General features: G+C 45.6%; 19 protein-coding genes. 16 read left to right on the top strand and 3 right to left on the bottom strand.

From position 1 onward, the window contains the following. Positions 1-66: 66 nt before the first annotated feature. The 7 genes from iolI to ACQXR1_RS14725 all read left to right on the top strand — a co-directional run bounded on the left by iolI (position 67) and on the right by ACQXR1_RS14725 (position 6,688). Positions 67-903, top strand: a complete 837-nt coding sequence (gene iolI, locus ACQXR1_RS14755; protein WP_430772401.1) for a 2-keto-myo-inositol isomerase — start codon at positions 67-69, stop codon at positions 901-903. A gap of 20 nt (positions 904-923) precedes the next feature. After that, a complete protein-coding gene (iolJ, locus tag ACQXR1_RS14750) occupies positions 924-1,796 on the top strand; it encodes a 6-phospho-5-dehydro-2-deoxy-D-gluconate aldolase (RefSeq protein ID WP_129092822.1) in 873 nt (290 codons plus the stop codon). A 107-nt stretch (positions 1,797-1,903) separates the two neighbouring features. Beyond that, positions 1,904-2,593: a two-component system response regulator YxdJ gene (gene yxdJ, locus ACQXR1_RS14745; RefSeq protein WP_003243527.1), complete on the top strand. Its 690-nt coding sequence runs from the start codon at positions 1,904-1,906 to the stop codon at positions 2,591-2,593. Continuing rightward, positions 2,590-3,567 carry a two-component system sensor histidine kinase YxdK gene (gene yxdK / locus ACQXR1_RS14740; protein ID WP_430772400.1) on the top strand — a complete coding sequence of 326 codons (978 nt, stop codon included), beginning with the start codon at positions 2,590-2,592 and terminating at the stop codon, positions 3,565-3,567. Before yxdJ ends, yxdK begins: the two co-directional genes overlap by 4 nt. Before the next feature lie 143 nt (positions 3,568-3,710). Beyond that, positions 3,711-4,484, top strand: a complete 774-nt coding sequence (gene yxdL / locus ACQXR1_RS14735; protein ID WP_430772399.1) for an ABC transporter ATP-binding protein YxdL — start codon at positions 3,711-3,713, stop codon at positions 4,482-4,484. Beyond that, complete coding sequence (gene yxdM / locus ACQXR1_RS14730; RefSeq protein ID WP_430772398.1) at positions 4,459-6,327, top strand: ABC transporter permease YxdM; 1,869 nt, start codon at positions 4,459-4,461, stop codon at positions 6,325-6,327. Before yxdL ends, yxdM begins: the two co-directional genes overlap by 26 nt. A 13-nt stretch (positions 6,328-6,340) precedes the next feature. Beyond that, positions 6,341-6,688 (top strand): YxeA family protein, encoded by a 348-nt coding sequence (locus ACQXR1_RS14725; RefSeq protein WP_069838362.1) that lies wholly within the window; start codon positions 6,341-6,343, stop codon positions 6,686-6,688. Between the two features lie 45 nt (positions 6,689-6,733). Here the strand turns inward: ACQXR1_RS14725 and ACQXR1_RS14720 are convergent, their stop codons facing one another. Further along, positions 6,734-7,696 carry an iron-hydroxamate ABC transporter substrate-binding protein gene (locus tag ACQXR1_RS14720; RefSeq protein WP_430772397.1) on the bottom strand — a complete coding sequence of 321 codons (963 nt, stop codon included), beginning with the start codon at positions 7,694-7,696 and terminating at the stop codon, positions 6,734-6,736. Between the two features lie 176 nt (positions 7,697-7,872). Between ACQXR1_RS14720 and ACQXR1_RS14715 the strand changes: the two genes are divergently transcribed. Continuing rightward, positions 7,873-8,271 (top strand): hypothetical protein, encoded by a 399-nt coding sequence (locus ACQXR1_RS14715; RefSeq protein WP_069150640.1) that lies wholly within the window; start codon positions 7,873-7,875, stop codon positions 8,269-8,271. Positions 8,272-8,313: 42 nt separating this feature from the next. On the opposite strand, the gene ACQXR1_RS14710 is transcribed toward ACQXR1_RS14715, so the two are convergent. Together ACQXR1_RS14710 and cotNE are read right to left on the bottom strand one after the other, a co-directional pair. Further along, positions 8,314-8,667, bottom strand: a complete 354-nt coding sequence (locus ACQXR1_RS14710) for a hypothetical protein (RefSeq protein WP_014666007.1) — start codon at positions 8,665-8,667, stop codon at positions 8,314-8,316. A 247-nt stretch (positions 8,668-8,914) separates the two neighbouring features. Further along, a complete protein-coding gene (gene cotNE, locus ACQXR1_RS14705; protein ID WP_014666005.1) occupies positions 8,915-9,280 on the bottom strand; it encodes an inner spore coat protein CotNE in 366 nt (121 codons plus the stop codon). 90 nt (positions 9,281-9,370) lie between these two features. Between cotNE and ACQXR1_RS14700 the strand changes: the two genes are divergently transcribed. The 8 genes from ACQXR1_RS14700 (at position 9,371) to ACQXR1_RS14665 (ending at position 16,314) form a co-directional block, all read left to right on the top strand. Next, on the top strand, positions 9,371-9,796 hold the full coding sequence (locus ACQXR1_RS14700; RefSeq protein ID WP_014666004.1) for a DUF3255 family protein: 426 nt from the start codon (positions 9,371-9,373) through the stop codon (positions 9,794-9,796). After that, complete coding sequence (locus tag ACQXR1_RS14695) at positions 9,786-10,337, top strand: hypothetical protein (protein WP_306289310.1); 552 nt, start codon at positions 9,786-9,788, stop codon at positions 10,335-10,337. The genes ACQXR1_RS14700 and ACQXR1_RS14695 overlap by 11 nt, the downstream gene beginning before the upstream one ends. A gap of 39 nt (positions 10,338-10,376) precedes the next feature. Continuing rightward, the gene (yidA, locus tag ACQXR1_RS14690) at positions 10,377-11,189 is read left to right on the top strand and encodes a sugar-phosphatase (protein WP_103749163.1); all 813 of its coding nucleotides are present in this window, start codon (positions 10,377-10,379) and stop codon (positions 11,187-11,189) included. A 364-nt stretch (positions 11,190-11,553) separates the two neighbouring features. Next, positions 11,554-12,540, top strand: a complete 987-nt coding sequence (locus ACQXR1_RS14685) for a choloylglycine hydrolase family protein (RefSeq protein WP_134976128.1) — start codon at positions 11,554-11,556, stop codon at positions 12,538-12,540. Positions 12,541-12,961: 421 nt separating this feature from the next. Continuing rightward, entirely contained in the window at positions 12,962-14,287 is a 1,326-nt protein-coding gene (locus ACQXR1_RS14680; RefSeq protein WP_430772396.1) for an LLM class flavin-dependent oxidoreductase, read from the top strand. A gap of 13 nt (positions 14,288-14,300) precedes the next feature. Beyond that, positions 14,301-14,798, top strand: a complete 498-nt coding sequence (snaB, locus tag ACQXR1_RS14675; protein WP_430772395.1) for a sulfur-containing aminoacid acetyltransferase SnaB — start codon at positions 14,301-14,303, stop codon at positions 14,796-14,798. A gap of 24 nt (positions 14,799-14,822) precedes the next feature. Beyond that, complete coding sequence (locus tag ACQXR1_RS14670) at positions 14,823-15,617, top strand: amino acid ABC transporter substrate-binding protein (RefSeq protein WP_003227109.1); 795 nt, start codon at positions 14,823-14,825, stop codon at positions 15,615-15,617. A gap of 22 nt (positions 15,618-15,639) precedes the next feature. Next, on the top strand, positions 15,640-16,314 hold the full coding sequence (locus tag ACQXR1_RS14665; RefSeq protein ID WP_015385098.1) for an amino acid ABC transporter permease: 675 nt from the start codon (positions 15,640-15,642) through the stop codon (positions 16,312-16,314). The last annotated feature ends 5 nt before the right edge of the window (positions 16,315-16,319 follow it).

The raw sequence follows: 16,319 nt of genomic DNA, 5'->3' as shown, positions 1-16,319 counted from the left end.
GGATATGGCGAACAGCCTTCCTGCCGAACTCCCTTCATATCTAACACGAAGATGGGGGAGTCTGACATGAAACTTTGTTTTAATGAAGCAACAACATTGGAAAACTCAAACCTTAAACAGGATTTAGAACTATGCGAAAAGCACGGCTATGATTATATTGAAATCCGCACAATGGATAAGCTGCCGGAGTACTTAAAAGACCATTCATTGGATGACCTTGCGGAGTATTTTCAAACTCATCACATCAAGCCGCTTGCCTTAAACGCACTCGTTTTCTTCAACAATCGTGATGAAAAGGGCCATAATGAGATCATCACTGAGTTTAAAGGCATGATGGAAACGTGCAAAACACTCGGTGTGAAATATGTGGTAGCCGTTCCGCTTGTGACAGAGCAGAAGATTGTAAAAGAAGAGATCAAAAAGAGCAGTGTAGAGGTGCTGACTGAGCTTTCAGATATCGCGGAGCCGTACGGCGTAAAAATCGCGCTTGAATTTGTCGGCCACCCGCAATGTACAGTCAATACGTTTGAACAGGCGTATGAGATCGTAAACACAGTTAACCGTGACAATGTCGGACTTGTCCTTGACAGTTTTCACTTCCATGCAATGGGTTCAAATATTGAGAGCTTAAAGCAGGCGGACGGAAAGAAAATCTTCATCTATCATATTGATGATACAGAAGATTTCCCAATCGGCTTTTTAACAGATGAGGATCGTGTATGGCCGGGACAAGGGGCAATTGACTTAGATGCCCACTTATCAGCACTGAAGGAAATCGGCTTCTCTGATGTTGTATCGGTTGAGCTCTTCCGGCCTGAATACTATAAGCTGACTGCTGAGGAAGCCATTCAAACAGCGAAAAAAACAACAGTGGACGTCGTATCAAAATACTTCAACATGTAATGGATAAAGGAGGGGTGAATATGGCTTTTGTATCGATGAAAGAGCTTCTTGAAGATGCAAAGCGGGAGCAGTATGCGATCGGCCAGTTTAATATCAATGGTTTGCAGTGGACGAAGGCGATTTTGCAGGCGGCGCAAAAGGAGCAATCACCGGTCATCGCCGCGGCTTCCGATCGCCTGGTCGACTATTTAGGCGGATTTAAAACGATTGCCGCCATGGCCGGCGCGTTAATGGAGGACATGGCGATTACCGTTCCCGTGGTGCTTCATCTCGATCACGGAAGCAGTGCGGAACGCTGCAGACAGGCCATTGATGCCGGATTCAGCTCAGTGATGATTGACGGCTCCCATCAGCCGATTGACGAGAATATCGCGATGACAAAAGAAGTCACCGATTATGCCGCAAAACACGGCGTGTCAGTAGAAGCCGAAGTCGGCACGGTCGGCGGAATGGAAGACGGCCTGGTCGGCGGGGTCCGCTATGCCGATATCACGGAATGTGAGCGGATCGTCAAAGAAACCAATATCGACGCGCTGGCCGCCGCCCTCGGCTCTGTACACGGCAAATATCAGGGTGAGCCGAATCTCGGATTTAAGGAAATGGAGGCTATCTCTCGCATGACTGATATTCCCCTCGTTCTTCATGGGGCATCCGGGATTCCGCAGGATCAGATCAAAAAAGCCATCACACTCGGCCACGCGAAGATCAATATCAATACGGAATGTATGGTAGCGTGGACAGACGAAACACGCCGCATGTTTCAGGAAAACAGCGATCTGTACGAACCGCGCGGCTATTTGACACCCGGCATTGAAGCCGTGGAAGAGACAGTGCGAAGCAAAATGAGAGAGTTCGGATCAGCCGGTAAAGCAGCTAAGCAGCAGGTCGGCTAAAGAGACCAGAAACCGCCGAGATGGCGGTTTTTTTGTGCGGTGTTGCGTCCATACGCCCAAAACGATTATGATGATGGCAGCAGTGTAAGAAACGGGAGTGGTTCAGTTTGAATAAAATTATGATTGTGGAAGACAGTGAAGACATTCGCGGACTATTGCAGAATTACCTTGAAAAATACGGATATCAAACAGTGGTCGCCGCGGATTTTACAGCTGTTCTTGATGTCTTTTTGCGGGAAAAGCCCGATGTGGTGCTGCTTGATATCAATTTGCCGGCATATGACGGATATTATTGGTGCCGGCAGATCCGCCAGCACTCCACAAGCCCGATCATCTTTATTTCTGCCAGAAGCGGGGAAATGGATCAGGTGATGGCGATTGAAAACGGGGGAGACGATTATATCGAAAAACCGTTTTCTTATGATATTGTGCTGGCGAAAATCAAAAGCCAGATCCGGAGGGCGTACGGGGAGTACGCCGCAAAGCAGGGAGAGAAAGTGGTTGAATATGCCGGCGTCCAGCTCTTTGTGGAACGGTTTGAACTGCGTTTTCAGGATGAAAAAAGCGAGCTTTCTAAAAAAGAAAGCAAGCTTTTGGAAGTGCTGCTGGAGCGGGGAGAAAAGGTGACGAGTCGGGACCGTCTCATGGAAAAGACGTGGGACACCGACATATTCATCGATGATAATACACTTAACGTGTATATCACGCGGCTCAGAAAAAAACTGCGGGAGCTGAATGCGCCTGTTTCTATTGAAGCGGTGCGGGGCGAAGGCTACCAGCTGAGGGCGCAGTCATGAAGCTGTTTCTCCGGTCTCATGCAGTGCTGATTCTGCTTTTTCTCCTTCAAGGGCTGTTTGTCTTCTTTTATTACTGGTTTGCAGGTCTTCATTCTTTTTCTCACCTGTTTTACATATTGGGCGTCCAGCTTCTTATTTTGGCGGGCTATCTTGCCTATCGCTGGTACAAAGACCGCGGCGTGTATCATTGGCTCAGCTCGGAGCAGGAAGGGACGGACATCCCGTATCTCGGTTCTTCAGTGTTTTGTTCAGAGCTATATGAAAAGCAGATGGAGCTAATCCGGCTGCAGCACCAGAAGCTCCATGAGACCGAAGCTAAGCTGGAAGCGCGGGTGACGTATATGAATCAATGGGTGCACCAAGTGAAGACGCCGCTGTCGGTCATTAATTTAATCATTCAGGAAGAGGATGAACCCTTTTTTGAACAAATCAAAAAAGAGGTTCGGCAGATTGAATTCGGGCTGGAGACGCTTCTTTATTCATCAAGGCTCGACCTGTTTGAGCGGGATTTTAAAGTCGAAGCGGTTTCCTTATCAGAGCTTCTCCAATCAGTCATTCAAAGCTATAAACGATTTTTTATTCAATACCGCGTTTATCCGAAAATGGACATTCGCGATGACCATCAGATTTACACTGATGCAAAATGGCTCAAATTTGCGATCGGCCAAGTGGTTACAAATGCGGTCAAGTACTCGGCAGGCAAGAGTGACAGACTGGAGCTGAATGTCTTCCGCGATGAAGACAGGACGGTGCTTGAAGTTAAAGATTACGGTGTCGGCATTCCCTCGCAAGACATCAAGCGGGTGTTTGACCCTTATTATACCGGCGAAAACGGGCGGCGGTACCAAGAATCTACGGGAATCGGCCTCCATCTCGTCAAAGAAATTACGGACAAGCTCAATCATACGGTGGACATCAGCTCGTCTCCCGGTGAAGGGACATCGGTTCGATTTTCATTTCTTACAAAAATGTAAGGCTGCGTTAAGAAAACAACATAGCTCGTTTTGTTTCCCCTTGATAACATGGATTTACGTCAAGGGGATTTTTATGTTAAATGCCCCGGCACTACATGAAAGCAGCCCAGACCAACAAGAATAAAACTATAAGGAGGATTTTCATGGCGAATATGCTTGAAGTCAAACATATAAATAAAACCTATAAAGGACAAGTGTCCTATCAAGCCTTAAAGCAAATTTCATTTTCAATAGAAGAAGGCGAGTTCACGGCGGTGATGGGGCCATCCGGCTCCGGAAAAACAACGCTTTTGAATATCATTTCAACGATCGACCGTCCGGATTCAGGCGATATCCTGATTCACGGAGAAAACCCGCATCGCCTGAAGCGGACAAAGCTTGCTCATTTCCGCCGCAAGCAGCTCGGATTTGTGTTTCAGGATTTCAACCTCCTGGACACGCTGACGATCGGTGAAAATATCATGCTGCCGTTAACGCTTGAAAAAGAAGCGCCGTCTGTCATGGAAGAAAAACTGCACGGCATCGCGGCAAAGCTTGGAATCGAAGACCTGCTTAACAAGCGGACGTTTGAAGTATCCGGAGGCCAGCGCCAGCGGGCCGCCATCGCAAGAGCGGTCATTCATAAGCCGTCACTCATTCTGGCCGATGAACCGACGGGAAACCTTGATTCCAAAGCGTCAAAAGACGTCATGGAAACGATGCAGAGCCTGAATCAGGATGATCATGTCACGGCTTTGATGGTGACCCACGATCCGGTTGCGGCAAGCTACTGCCGCCGCGTCATCTTTATAAAAGACGGCGAATTGTTTAATGAGATTTACCGCGGGGAAAACCGCCAAGTCTTTTATGAACAAATTCTTGATGTGCTGTCTATGCTGGGAGGAAACGCAAATGACCTTTCTTCAGTTCGCTTATAAAAACGTCACGAGAAACAAAAGGGCCTATCTTGCATTCTTTTTAAGCAGCGCCTTTTCGGTTTTGATTTTCTTTACATTTGCGATGTTCCTGTTTCATCCGGCATTAAAGGAAGGCTACCTGAATAACATCGCCAAAAAAGGCTTAACCGCTGCGGAATGGATGATCTTTGTTTTTTCTTTCTTATTTGTTCTGTATTCGGTTAATGCATTTTTGAAATCGAGAAATAAAGAATTCGGCATTTTGCTTATGCAGGGTATTACGCCGGTGCAGCTGAGAAAGCTCATTACGGCGGAAAACATGATCATTGGCGTCATGTCGATTGCAGCCGGAATTATCGGAGGATTCATTTTTTCAAAGACGTTCTTTACGGTCGGCGCTTATATTTTAGAAATGGACGCGCTGTCTCTTTATATGCCTTGGAAAGCGCTAGGCATTACGGCCGGCGGATTTCTGCTCTTATTTTTCCTTTTATCGCAGTTCACAATCCTTTTTGTCAGATCAAATACCGTTATCAAATTAATAAAGGGCACAGACAAGATTAAGCCGGAGCCGAAGCCGTCCGTGCTTCTGTCCTTATTCGGCATCGCCTGCCTTTGCGGCGGGTACGGAATGGTTCTGAAAGGCAATGTCCACGGGACTCAACCGTTTATCATTTTACTGCTCACCGTCATCGGTACGTATTTCTTTTTCAGCCAAAGCAGCATCTGGATTCTGCGCGCGCTGAAGAAGTGGAAAACCTTTTATTTGCGCGGGAAAAATGTCATTTGGGTTTCTGATCTTGTCTATCGTTTAAAAGACAACGCCCGCCTGTTCTTTATCGTCAGCATTATTTCCGCGGTTGCGTTTACGGCGACAGGCGTGCTCGCCATGTACAAATCGACCGTCGGGGCTGAAGAGTCCGCTTATGAGATGGAATATATATCTTTCAGCAACAATCCAAAAGAACAGACTCATTTGAAAGATATTGACCATGAACTGAAAACACACGGCTTTACGTATAAGAAAGACAAAATAGATGTTTCCTATGTTCGCTATCAGGAAGGAGAAACTGTTCCCCCTGTTTACATGATCAGCGAATCGGATGTATCAAAATACTTCCATGTTAAGCTGAACGGCCTGAAAAGTGATGAGGCTGTCTATTTCCCGGGCACGTATGATCGCAATTTCAAAAACGAAGCGCCGGATCAGCTGAAGCTGCTGAACCAAAAAGGCAAGCCGTCTGATCAAAAACTGTCGGTAAAAGAAGTCCAAAAACCGCTGATTTCATTGAATGCCATCATCGCGGTGAACGATCAAACCTTTGATCAGCTTAAATCACTAGGTGATAAAGCGTCATTATACGGCTACAGCTATGATCATTGGAAAGACAGTCTTGGGATCAGCCAATCCTTGAAAAATGAGATTTACGGCAACTATATCGACGTGCATTCTGATTTTATGGCAAAAGCCGGTACTTACTATGATACGGTGCAGCTGCCGAGCTTGAGTTTATTCATCGGGCTGTTTATCGCGATCGTCTTCTTTGTTGCGGCAGCAAGTTTCTTATATTTCAGGCTGTTCACCGATTTAGATGAAGATCGGGAGCGCTACCGTTCACTGGCCAAAATCGGCCTGAGTGAGCGTGAAATGTCACAAAGCGTGACGATACAATTGGCGATTCTCTTTTTCTTTCCATTTGTCATTGCCGTCATGCATACGCTGTTTGCCCTGAGAACATTGGCCGTCGAAGGCTATTCCGATGTAGCGGGACCGCTCAGTCTCACGATCGGAGGGTTTTTCATTTTTCAGCTTTTGTTCTTCCTCGTGGTGCGATCAAACTATTTGAAAAAAATGAACAAGTAAGGGGAGTGCAAAGATGAAAAAAGCATTGGCGATCCTGGCCGTCTTGGCGGCTGCTGCCGTAATATGCGGTCTTCTCTTTTTTCATAATGATGTTACAGACCGATTTAATCCGTTTATTCACCAGCAAGATGTCTATGTGCAGATTGATCGAGATGGCAGACATCTTAGCCCGGGCGGTACTGAATATACATTAGACGGATACAATGCATCCGGGAAAAAAGAAGAAGTGACCTTTTTCGCCGGCAAAGAGCTTCGGAAGAACGCGTATTTGAAGGTGAAGGCGAAAGGAAAGTATGTCGAGACTTGGGAAGAAGTCAGGTTTGAAGATATGCCGGACTCCGCACAGTCAGCATTAAAATGAATCATAAAAAAGGCACAGTCCCTCATGACTGTGCCTTTTTCTTTACTATTTATTTTCTTTTGCCCGTTTGATCAGCATGTCGGCGATGATATCCACCTGTTTGCTGACAGAAATCGGATCGTACGGGTAGAACGTGTCGAAGTCATTGATAAACACGCGATTATGTTTAACAGCGTCAAGGTTCTTCCAAATAGAGGAGTTCTCCAACTTGTCGAGTGTTTTGCTTTCGCCTTTCGGGTTGTAGTCCGTAATGAACATATAATCTGCGGCATACTCAGGAATCACCTCTTGAGAGAGCTGTTTCATCTCTCCTTTTTTGATGACATCTTGTTCAATTTTTTCAGGCGCTTTTAACCCGAGCGCATTGTATACAGCTTGGCCGCCGCGTCCGTCATTGTCATTGAACACCCAGAATTCGCCCTTGTCTGTGTTTTCATAAATGCCGAAGGTCGCATCTTTGTCGATGACGCCGGCAATTCTCTTTTTAGCCGCGTCCGCTTTTTTGTTAAAGTCAGCCATAAATGAGGTTGCTTTGTCTTTCGCTCCGGCGATATCTCCGAACATGCTGACTGTGTCTTCTACGTTTTTCGCTGTGTTATAAGGTATGACAACAGTCGGAGCGATTTTCTTTAATTTATCAACATTCTCTTCATTCATGACAACAATGAGGTCAGGCTGAAGCTCCATCACTTTTTCAACGCTGATTGGATCACCGACATCCTTCACATTTTTCAGCTTTGATTTTAAAAACGGATTATCAAATGACCACGAGCCTGAGCCGACTACATTGGCCCCGACAGAAAGCAATTCACCGGCATAAAAATCAGTGACGATGCGTTTTGGATGTGCAGGAATGTTGACGTTCCCTTTAGGTGATTTGTATGTCCTCATTTCTGTCTTTTCGGAAGCAGAATCGCTTGAGCTCCCTTTAGAAGCCGTGCCGCTGCAAGCGCTGACAAACATGAGAAGCAGCACAAGCATGCCCACGAGCAATGTGTTCTTTTTCATCAAAAACCCTCCCAATATGTATGTAAATAGATTAGTAATGATTATCATTATCAATTAATAATATAGCAAGAAACCCATTCTCCGTCTATCACTATTTTCAAGGAAGAACGTTTTTTCATTTATAGGTGACGCGGTATGCCTAATCGATTATTATAGGTAAATAGGAGGAGAAAAATATGGGAATTACAAAAAGAGGTGCCGCTTGGGAATGGCTGCATAGCTGGTGGATGCTGTTTATTTTCATGCCTTTTGCCATTACCAGTTTTTTTGCCTTTTTATTTATTGGCATCAAGGTTAGAAATAGAAAGTGGATAATGTACGGCATCATTTATTTTTTCATTTTTGCGTTTGGTTTTGTTTTGCCCGATCTGCCTGGCGTTTTTGTTGTGCTCCCGTTGTGGGCTGTGACCATTATTCACGGCTTTAAAGTGCGCCCGCTGTATTTGATTCAGCTGGATGTCTACAAGGATCATGTGGAGGCACGGGCTTTTGCCGAGGCAAGAAGTGAAGCCGAAAGCAGATTTCATGCGCCGAAACAGTCTATTCAGGATATACATATTCGAAAAGAACAGTAAGAAAAAAGCTCAACACTCGCATTGTGTTGAGCTTTTTCTATCCTACTGCTGGTAGGATTGCTGTTGAAATGGCGTATTTTGGCCGAATGGAAGTGTAGACACATTCGTATTCATCACGCTGGATTGTCCAGTAAGTTCCTGCTGCATTTGGTTGCACATGTTGACAACCTGCTGGCATTTTTGAATCGCCATGTCATGTCCGTGCAGCGCTTGTTGAATTGTATGTGCAGCTTGTTGTTCGTGATTTAGAATCTGCTGCAGCATTTGGATGTTTTGCTGCTCCTGGTGAAGCATTTGGCGGTATTGCTGGCTGCTTTGCTGTGTTTGCTGAATGAGCTGCTGAGCAGTCTGGCGGCATTGGTTCAGCTGCTGCAAGCCGTGTTGTGTATGATGCATAAATCATTCCTCCATGTGATCGATTGACGTGAGTCGGTATTATCATGCAACTGGCATGAAAAGAAATTCTGTCAAAGAGGAACTACAATTATTTTCCTCGGCCCCTCTGTCTTTGAATGAAAACGGTAAAGATTGTATACTGGGTACAAACCCTTTTTATGTAAATGTTCCGTTTTAACATATAAGAATGGCGGAAAACGAAACCCTGAATTGGGAGAATCGTATTCCGCTTTTTTTCTTTGTTTGCTCAGAAACCGCCTTCCCCTGCAGTAAATGGGATATTCAGTCTGTTTTCTACTGTGCGGAGGCGCTGATTGAGCCGATTTAAGCGGCGTGTATGGCGTTCAACAGCCTGGCTTAGCTGATTGACCTGTTCGGCAATTCGTGCAATTTCCCGATTTTGACGGCGGTCTTCGTTTGTCAGACGGGTTAATTCTCTCGACTGCTGTTCATTTTGCCGTTCAAGTGCCGCGATTCTTCTTTCCAATGCAGGCTGTCTTTCCATTTGGTATGGCTCGTATATATCCTGCTGTGGATAAGGGCTGTATTCATAGTGGCTATAGTAAGGTTCCTGCTGAGGCAGCTGTGGGCTGTAATATTGATAAGGGTTCATTATGATCAATCTCCTTGTGGGTGAATTCCTTATAACTTATGTAGTCATTGGCACAGTGCCACGGCATTCGCCTAAAAAAAGGAGGAAAGGATGGGGATCTCCTTGAAAAACAAATATGGCATTTTGTTATTTATTGCTGTATGCATGATGGTATCCGGCTGCCAGCAGCAAAAAGAAGAGACGCCGTTTTATTACGGAACGTGGGATGAGGGAATTGCTCCCGGGCCAACGGACGGTGTGAAATCAGCAACGGTCACATTTACCAAAGACGAGGTTGTGGAAACGGAAGTGATGGAAGGAAGAGGAGAGGTTCAGCTGCCTTTTATGGCATACAAGGTGATTTCCCAAAGCGCTGACGGGTCTATCGAGATTCAGTATCTCGGCCCCTATTATCCGCTCAAAAGCACGCTGAAAAGAGGAGAAAACGGGACGTTGATATGGGAGCAAAATGGACAGACAAAAACGATGACAAGAATCGAATCAAAGACCGGCAGGGAGGAAAAAGATGAGAAATAAAAAAGCTGAAAGACTGGTGGCAGCGGGACTTGTTTTACATATCATTCAGTGGATATTTATATTATGGGCTTTTCTCAAGGTCAAACATTTATTTAGTGACTATACGATCTATAACCCTAATGTCATCAGCGGCTCCATGCAGTCCTTATCGTTTATCCAAATGATGCGCGCTATGGTGTACTCAGGGGCAATCGTGAATTATGTGTTGTTTTTTGCCCTTGTATTGCTTATTTATGGCATCGTGCTTCATGCCATCCTGATCGTTCTGGAAATGGCGGCTTACGTTATGATCAGACGGAATCCTGCATCTTCATGGGGGTTCTTTTTCATCGCGGCGGGTGTGAAGCTTGCCATCTTGAATATAACCGGCATTCCGTTTTTAGCTGCCGGCTTTATGCTGATGAAACAGAAAAAAGCAGAAAACGTCGTGAAAACAGAAAGAAAGCGGGAACCGCGAAAACGTATCCGAAGACAAGGGCGGCGTCTAATCCGGAGAAAACCATCTCTTCCGGTTGAATATCAAAAAGAAAAAACGATATGATGGGACTATAGACTGAAAACGACATGAAGGAGATGCAGGATGTACAAACTCATTGCAATTGATATGGATGGAACACTTTTAAATGATCATCATGAAGTAACAGAGGAGGTCCGCGACGCGCTTCACGCGGCAAAAGCGGAAGGTGTCAAAATCGTGCTTTGCACCGGCCGGCCTATCGGGGGTGTGCGGAGATACTTAGATGAACTGAATTTAATTGAAGAAGGCGACTATGTTATCGCGTACAATGGAGCGCTTGTTCAAAATACGCATACAAATGAAGTGGTCTCAGAGCTGTCTCTCGGCTATGATGATTTGGCTTCATTATATGACCTGAGCTTAGAGCTGAAGACGCCGATGCATTTCTTTGACTCATCTCATTTGTATACGCCTAACCGGGATATTAGCGAATTTACCGTATACGAATCCTATGTGACACAGGTGCCGCTTCATTTCCGCAAGATTGACGAGGTGCCAAAAGATATCCTCATCCCGAAAGTGATGTTTATTGATCAACCGGAGAACTTAAGCCGCGTCATTACATCGATTCCGAAAGACGTGAGAGAAAAATATACAATGGTCAGAAGCGCGCCGTTCTTTTACGAAATTCTGCACCCGGAAGCCAGCAAAGGAAATGCTGTACGCCAGCTGGCACAGCTGCTTGGAATCGAGCAGGCTGAAGTCATGAGCATAGGCGACAACGGGAACGACCTGACAATGATCGAATGGGCGGGCTGCGGGGTTGCCATGGCAAACGCCATCCCAGAAGTATTGGAAGCCGCGAACTTTCAAACACGCTCCAATAATGAACATGGTGTTGCGCATGCGATTCACGAGCTTGTTTTGGCGAAATAATAATGAAATCCAGCCTTTAAGGCTGGATTTTTTGTTATGTTGTGCCCGGCCGGTCTGTAAGCGCCATGAAGCCTTTTTGCGGAATGGACGCTACAACTTCTTTTCCTGCTGCCTTATAATATCAGCGATTGATCATGAAACTGCAACTTTTCTGATTGGCTCTGATACAGCAGGGGCTAGTAAAAATAAAAAGGAAGCTTTCACCATAAACATCAGCATAGTACATTGCAAGAATCTCTTCGTCTTTATGTTGGAAGGTGATGTCAATCTTTTGACGAATCTCTTTGTCTTTCGTTATGCTGATAAAACAAGTTGTTCACAAAATGTATAATTTTAGCCTGAAATGGAAAGGGGACTGAATCAGATGTGCACAAGTCTTACATTGGAAACTGCTGACCGGAATCATTTATTAGCGAGAACAATGGATTTCGCATTTCAGCTGGGGACGGAGGTCATTCTCTATCCGCGCCGTTACAGCTGGAAGAGTGAAGCTGACGGAAGGGTGCATCAAACACAGTACGCGTTTATCGGTATGGGGAGAAAACTTGGAAATATATTATTTGCCGACGGTGTTAATGAAAGCGGTTTATCTTGTGCGGCGCTTTATTTTATGGGATATGCGGAGTACGAAAAAACACTTCGGGGAGACGGCGTTCATATTGCCCCGCATGAATTTGTAACATGGGCGCTATCAGTTTGTAAGTCTTTGGATGACGTAAAAGAAAAGATCCACTCTTTAACGATTGTGGAGAAGAAATTAGATCTATTGGATACCGTTTTACCGCTGCACTGGATATTGTCAGACCGGACGGGACGCAGCCTGACGATCGAACCGAGAGCAGACGGCATCAAAATCTATGACAATCAACCAGGTGTCATGACGAACAGCCCCGACTTTTTATGGCATGTGGCCAATCTTCGGCAATATATAGGATTACGGCCGAAACAATTCGAGAGCAAGGAGTTGGGCGGATTGATGCTGTCCGCTTTTGGCCAGGGCTCGGGTACAGTGGGGCTGCCGGGAGATTATACACCGCCTTCACGGTTTGTCAGAGCTTGTTTTCTGAAAGAACATCTAGAGCCTGCGGCAGATGAAACGAAAGGTGTATCAGCAGCTTTTCAGCTTTTGGCAAACATGGCGATACCCAAGGGTGTTGTAATAACGGAAGAAGACGAAATTGATTATACGCAATACACTTCTGTGATGTGCAGCGACACGGGAAACTACTACTTTCACCACTACGACAATCGGCAAATCCAAAAAGTAAGTTTATTTCATGAAGACCTAGACCGCCTTGAGCCTAAAGTGTTTTCTGCTAAAGCGGAAGAAAGTATTCTAGAACTTAATTAAGAGACAATGAGCTGATTTCGGTATGAATCCGGGATCAGCTCATTTTTTTATGCGATGTCTCAGCTTCTGAATGAGTCAAAATGGACCGATCTGCGACGGCGATCACGTGCGTTTATTAGCAAAGAGCAAAAGCGGCGGCAAAACGCGTATGGTCGGAAGTACAGATATGCATTTATATAAAACTTTGAATCAAAACGAGTCTCAGCATCATCAGGCTGTTTTGTAAGGATACAGGTTGCACAAATGCCGATCCATGATGCTGCGAGATTCTTTTCAGCTTAAAAAGAAAAATTTGATCTTAACTCATTGACAAACGTCCAAGACAAAGGTACATTTTGATTTATTCATATTAAACGACTAGGAATATAGGAGTTTATTTTTCGGATTATTCAGCCTAAAACATGATAAAAGGAGTATCGTCATGACAAGCAAAAAGAAACAAATCAAATTAGGGGTATTTTTAGCAGGCACAGGCCATCACGTCGCGTCTTGGCGGCACCCCGACGCGCCTTCAGATGCGAGCATGAATTTGGATTATTTTAAAGAACTTGCGAAAACAGCGGAGCGGGGCAAGCTGGATATGCTGTTTTTAGCAGATAGCCTATCAATTGACAGTAAATCACATCCAAATGTATTAACAAGGTTTGAGCCATTCACCTTGCTCTCTGCCTTGGCGCAGGTCACATCAAGAATCGGACTGACAGCAACAGCCTCCACTACATACAGCGAGCCGTTTCACATCGCCAGACAATTCGCGTCATTGGATCATCTGTCCAACGGCCGTGCCGGATGGAACGTCGTCACTTCATCGATTGAATCAACAGCGCTGAATTTCAGCGGTGAAAAGCACCTTGAACACCATTTGCGCTACAAGCGGGCAGAGGAATTTGTCGAGGTTGTAAAGGGGCTTTGGGATTCATGGGAAGAGGGCGCCTTTATCCGCAATAAAGAAACAGGTGAATTCTTTGAGAAGGAAAAAATGCATGAGCTGAACCATAAAGGAGAATATTTCTCGGTTCGCGGGCCACTGAACGTTTCAAGAACGCCGCAGGGCCAGCCAGTCATTATCCAGGCAGGATCATCAGGAGACGGAAAAGCGCTGGCTGCCAGAACAGCAGAAGTGATCTTCACAGCGCAAAACCACCTGGAATCCGCTCAAGAATTTTATCAATCCATTAAAGAACAGGCTGCGGAATTCGGACGTGATCCAGAGAAAATCGCCATCATGCCGGGTATTTTCCCGATCATTGCTGATACCGAAGAAGCAGCGAAAGCCAAATACAAGGAGCTTCAAGACCTGATTATTCCATCCGTCGGTCTGCAAATTCTCCAAAATTATTTAGGCGGAATTGATTTGTCTGCGTATCCGCTTGATGGGCCGCTGCCGAAGCTTGACGCAGATGCTTCCAATGCGGTGAAGAGCCGCTTCAAGCTTGTTCAGGAAATGGCTGAACGGGACAATATGACGATACGCGAGCTTTACAAATATGTTGCAGGCTCCAGAGGCCACCATATCTTCGTCGGCACGCCGGAGCAGCTCGCCGACAAGATGCAGGAATGGGTGGATAAGAAAGCGTGTGACGGATTTAATATCATGCCTCCGCTTCTACCAGAAGGAATTGAAGTGTTTGTTGATCAAGTGGTTCCGATTTTACAGGAGCGCGGCGTGTTCAGAAAAGAATATGAAGGCACAACATTAAGAGATCACTTCGGTTTGGAAAAGCCGGTCAACCGTTATGCAAAGTAAGGAGGAACGTTAGATGAAGGCACAATATCGCCTTGCAGTTGAACGTGATGCTGAACAGCTTCTCGAGCTGACATTGCGGGCTTATGAACCGATTCGAAAGCTCGGCATTCGTTTTGCCGCCGCTCATGCGGATTTGGATTTGGTGCTGAAAAATATCCGGAAAAACGCCTGCTACGTCATGGAAGAAGACGGGCGGATCATCGCGACCATCTCCTTAAGAATGCCATGGGGACAGCAGCCGGGACCGTATGGCGTTCCGCATATCTGGTGGTTCGCTGTGGACCCTGACACCGGTAAAAAAGGAATCGGAACAAAGCTGCTTCAATGGCTGGAGGAAACAATCCTCCGCGATACGTTAAAGGTTCCGTTTGTTTCACTCGGAACAGCGGATAAGCATCCGTGGCTGATTGAGATGTACGAACGAAAAGGGTATGTCCGCTCAGGTGAACAAGACCTTGGAAAAGGGCATATCACAGTCTATATGAAAAAACAATTGCGACATGATCTATAAAAATAGAAAAGGCGGGAAAATCAAATGAAAATGAAAAAATGGACTGTGCTGGTCGTTGCTGCATTATTAGCGGTGCTCTCAGCTTGCGGCAATGGAAACAGCAGCAGTAAAGAGGATGACAATGTGCTTCATGTCGGTGCGACAGGACAAAGTTACCCATTTGCATATAAAGAAAACGGAAAGCTGACAGGTTTTGATGTGGAAGTGATGGAAGCGGTCGCTAAGAAAATTGACATGAAGCTGGACTGGAAGCTGCTTGAATTCAGCGGGCTGATGGGAGAGCTTCAAACAGGCAAGCTTGACACCATTTCCAACCAGGTAGCTGTGACAGACGAACGCAAGGAAACGTATAACTTTACGAAACCATACGCTTATGCGGGAACACAGATTGTCGTCAAAAAAGACAATACAGATATCAAATCAGTAGACGATTTAAAAGGGAAGACAGTCGCGGCCGTTCTCGGTTCAAACCACGCGAAAAACCTTGAAAGCAAAGATCCTGATAAAAAAATCAATATCAAAACGTACGAAACACAAGAGGGCACGCTGAAGGATGTTGCGTACGGCCGTGTTGACGCTTATGTTAACAGCCGAACTGTATTGATCGCGCAAATCAAGAAAACCGGTTTGCCGTTAAAGCTTGCCGGAGATCCGATTGTTTACGAACAGGTTGCATTCCCATTCGCCAAGGACGATGCGCACGACAAGCTCCGCAAAAAAGTCAATAAGGCGCTTGATGAATTGCGTAAAGACGGAACACTGAAAAAACTCTCTGAAAAATACTTTAATGAAGATATCACAGTAGAACAGAAGCATTAAGAAACGGCGGTGAATCACCAGAATGAACACGATTGATTGGGAATTCATGATATCAGCGTTCCCGACTTTAATTCAGGCCCTTCCGATCACCTTGTTTATGGCTATAGCGGCTATGATTTTTGCCATTATCGGAGGACTTATTCTCGCACTCATTACAAAGAACAAAATTCCAGTGCTTCATCAGCTGTCAAAGCTGTATATATCCTTTTTCCGGGGCGTGCCGACACTTGTGCAGCTGTTCTTAATCTATTACGGGCTGCCGCAGCTATTTCCAGAGATGAGCAAAATGACAGCTCTCACAGCTGCCATCATCGGGTTAAGCTTAAAAAACGCCGCTTATTTGGCAGAAATCTTCCGGGCGGCCCTCAATTCTGTTGATGACGGGCAGCTGGAGGCGTGTCTGTCTGTCGGCATGACAAAACTTCAGGCATACAGACGGATTATTTTGCCGCAAGCGATCCGAAATGCGATTCCGGCAACGGGTAATACATTTATCGGACTGCTAAAAGAAACGTCACTGGCCTTTACATTAGGGGTCATGGAGATGTTCGCCCAAGGGAAGATGTACGCTTCAGGAAACCTCAAATATTTTGAGACGTATTTGGCGGTTGCGATCGTCTATTGGGTTCTTACCATTATCTACAGCATGTTGCAGGACTTGTTTGAACGCGCCATGAGCAAGCCATACCGGACTTAGAGGTG

It is taken from the genome of Bacillus sp. ATD (assembly GCF_050585765.1).
In the GTDB taxonomy this organism is placed as follows: Bacteria; Bacillota; Bacilli; order Bacillales; family Bacillaceae; genus Bacillus; species Bacillus stercoris.
Note: the sequence above shows the minus strand (reverse complement) of the source record. Positions and strands in the feature narration are given on the sequence as shown.

Coding starts and splice junctions, on each gene's coding strand:
- iolI (WP_430772401.1), top strand. CDS start 67: ATGAAACTTTGTTTTAATGAAGCAACAACATTGGAAAACTCAAACCTT.
- iolJ (WP_129092822.1), top strand. CDS start 924: ATGGCTTTTGTATCGATGAAAGAGCTTCTTGAAGATGCAAAGCGGGAG.
- yxdK (WP_430772400.1), top strand. CDS start 2,590: ATGAAGCTGTTTCTCCGGTCTCATGCAGTGCTGATTCTGCTTTTTCTC.
- yxdL (WP_430772399.1), top strand. CDS start 3,711: ATGGCGAATATGCTTGAAGTCAAACATATAAATAAAACCTATAAAGGA.
- yxdM (WP_430772398.1), top strand. CDS start 4,459: ATGACCTTTCTTCAGTTCGCTTATAAAAACGTCACGAGAAACAAAAGG.
- ACQXR1_RS14725 (WP_069838362.1), top strand. CDS start 6,341: ATGAAAAAAGCATTGGCGATCCTGGCCGTCTTGGCGGCTGCTGCCGTA.
- ACQXR1_RS14720 (WP_430772397.1), bottom strand. CDS start 7,696: ATGAAAAAGAACACATTGCTCGTGGGCATGCTTGTGCTGCTTCTCATG.
- ACQXR1_RS14715 (WP_069150640.1), top strand. CDS start 7,873: ATGGGAATTACAAAAAGAGGTGCCGCTTGGGAATGGCTGCATAGCTGG.
- ACQXR1_RS14710 (WP_014666007.1), bottom strand. CDS start 8,667: ATGCATCATACACAACACGGCTTGCAGCAGCTGAACCAATGCCGCCAG.
- cotNE (WP_014666005.1), bottom strand. CDS start 9,280: ATGAACCCTTATCAATATTACAGCCCACAGCTGCCTCAGCAGGAACCT.
- ACQXR1_RS14700 (WP_014666004.1), top strand. CDS start 9,371: ATGGGGATCTCCTTGAAAAACAAATATGGCATTTTGTTATTTATTGCT.
- ACQXR1_RS14695 (WP_306289310.1), top strand. CDS start 9,786: ATGAGAAATAAAAAAGCTGAAAGACTGGTGGCAGCGGGACTTGTTTTA.
- yidA (WP_103749163.1), top strand. CDS start 10,377: ATGTACAAACTCATTGCAATTGATATGGATGGAACACTTTTAAATGAT.
- ACQXR1_RS14685 (WP_134976128.1), top strand. CDS start 11,554: ATGTGCACAAGTCTTACATTGGAAACTGCTGACCGGAATCATTTATTA.
- ACQXR1_RS14680 (WP_430772396.1), top strand. CDS start 12,962: ATGACAAGCAAAAAGAAACAAATCAAATTAGGGGTATTTTTAGCAGGC.
- snaB (WP_430772395.1), top strand. CDS start 14,301: ATGAAGGCACAATATCGCCTTGCAGTTGAACGTGATGCTGAACAGCTT.
- ACQXR1_RS14670 (WP_003227109.1), top strand. CDS start 14,823: ATGAAAATGAAAAAATGGACTGTGCTGGTCGTTGCTGCATTATTAGCG.
- ACQXR1_RS14665 (WP_015385098.1), top strand. CDS start 15,640: ATGAACACGATTGATTGGGAATTCATGATATCAGCGTTCCCGACTTTA.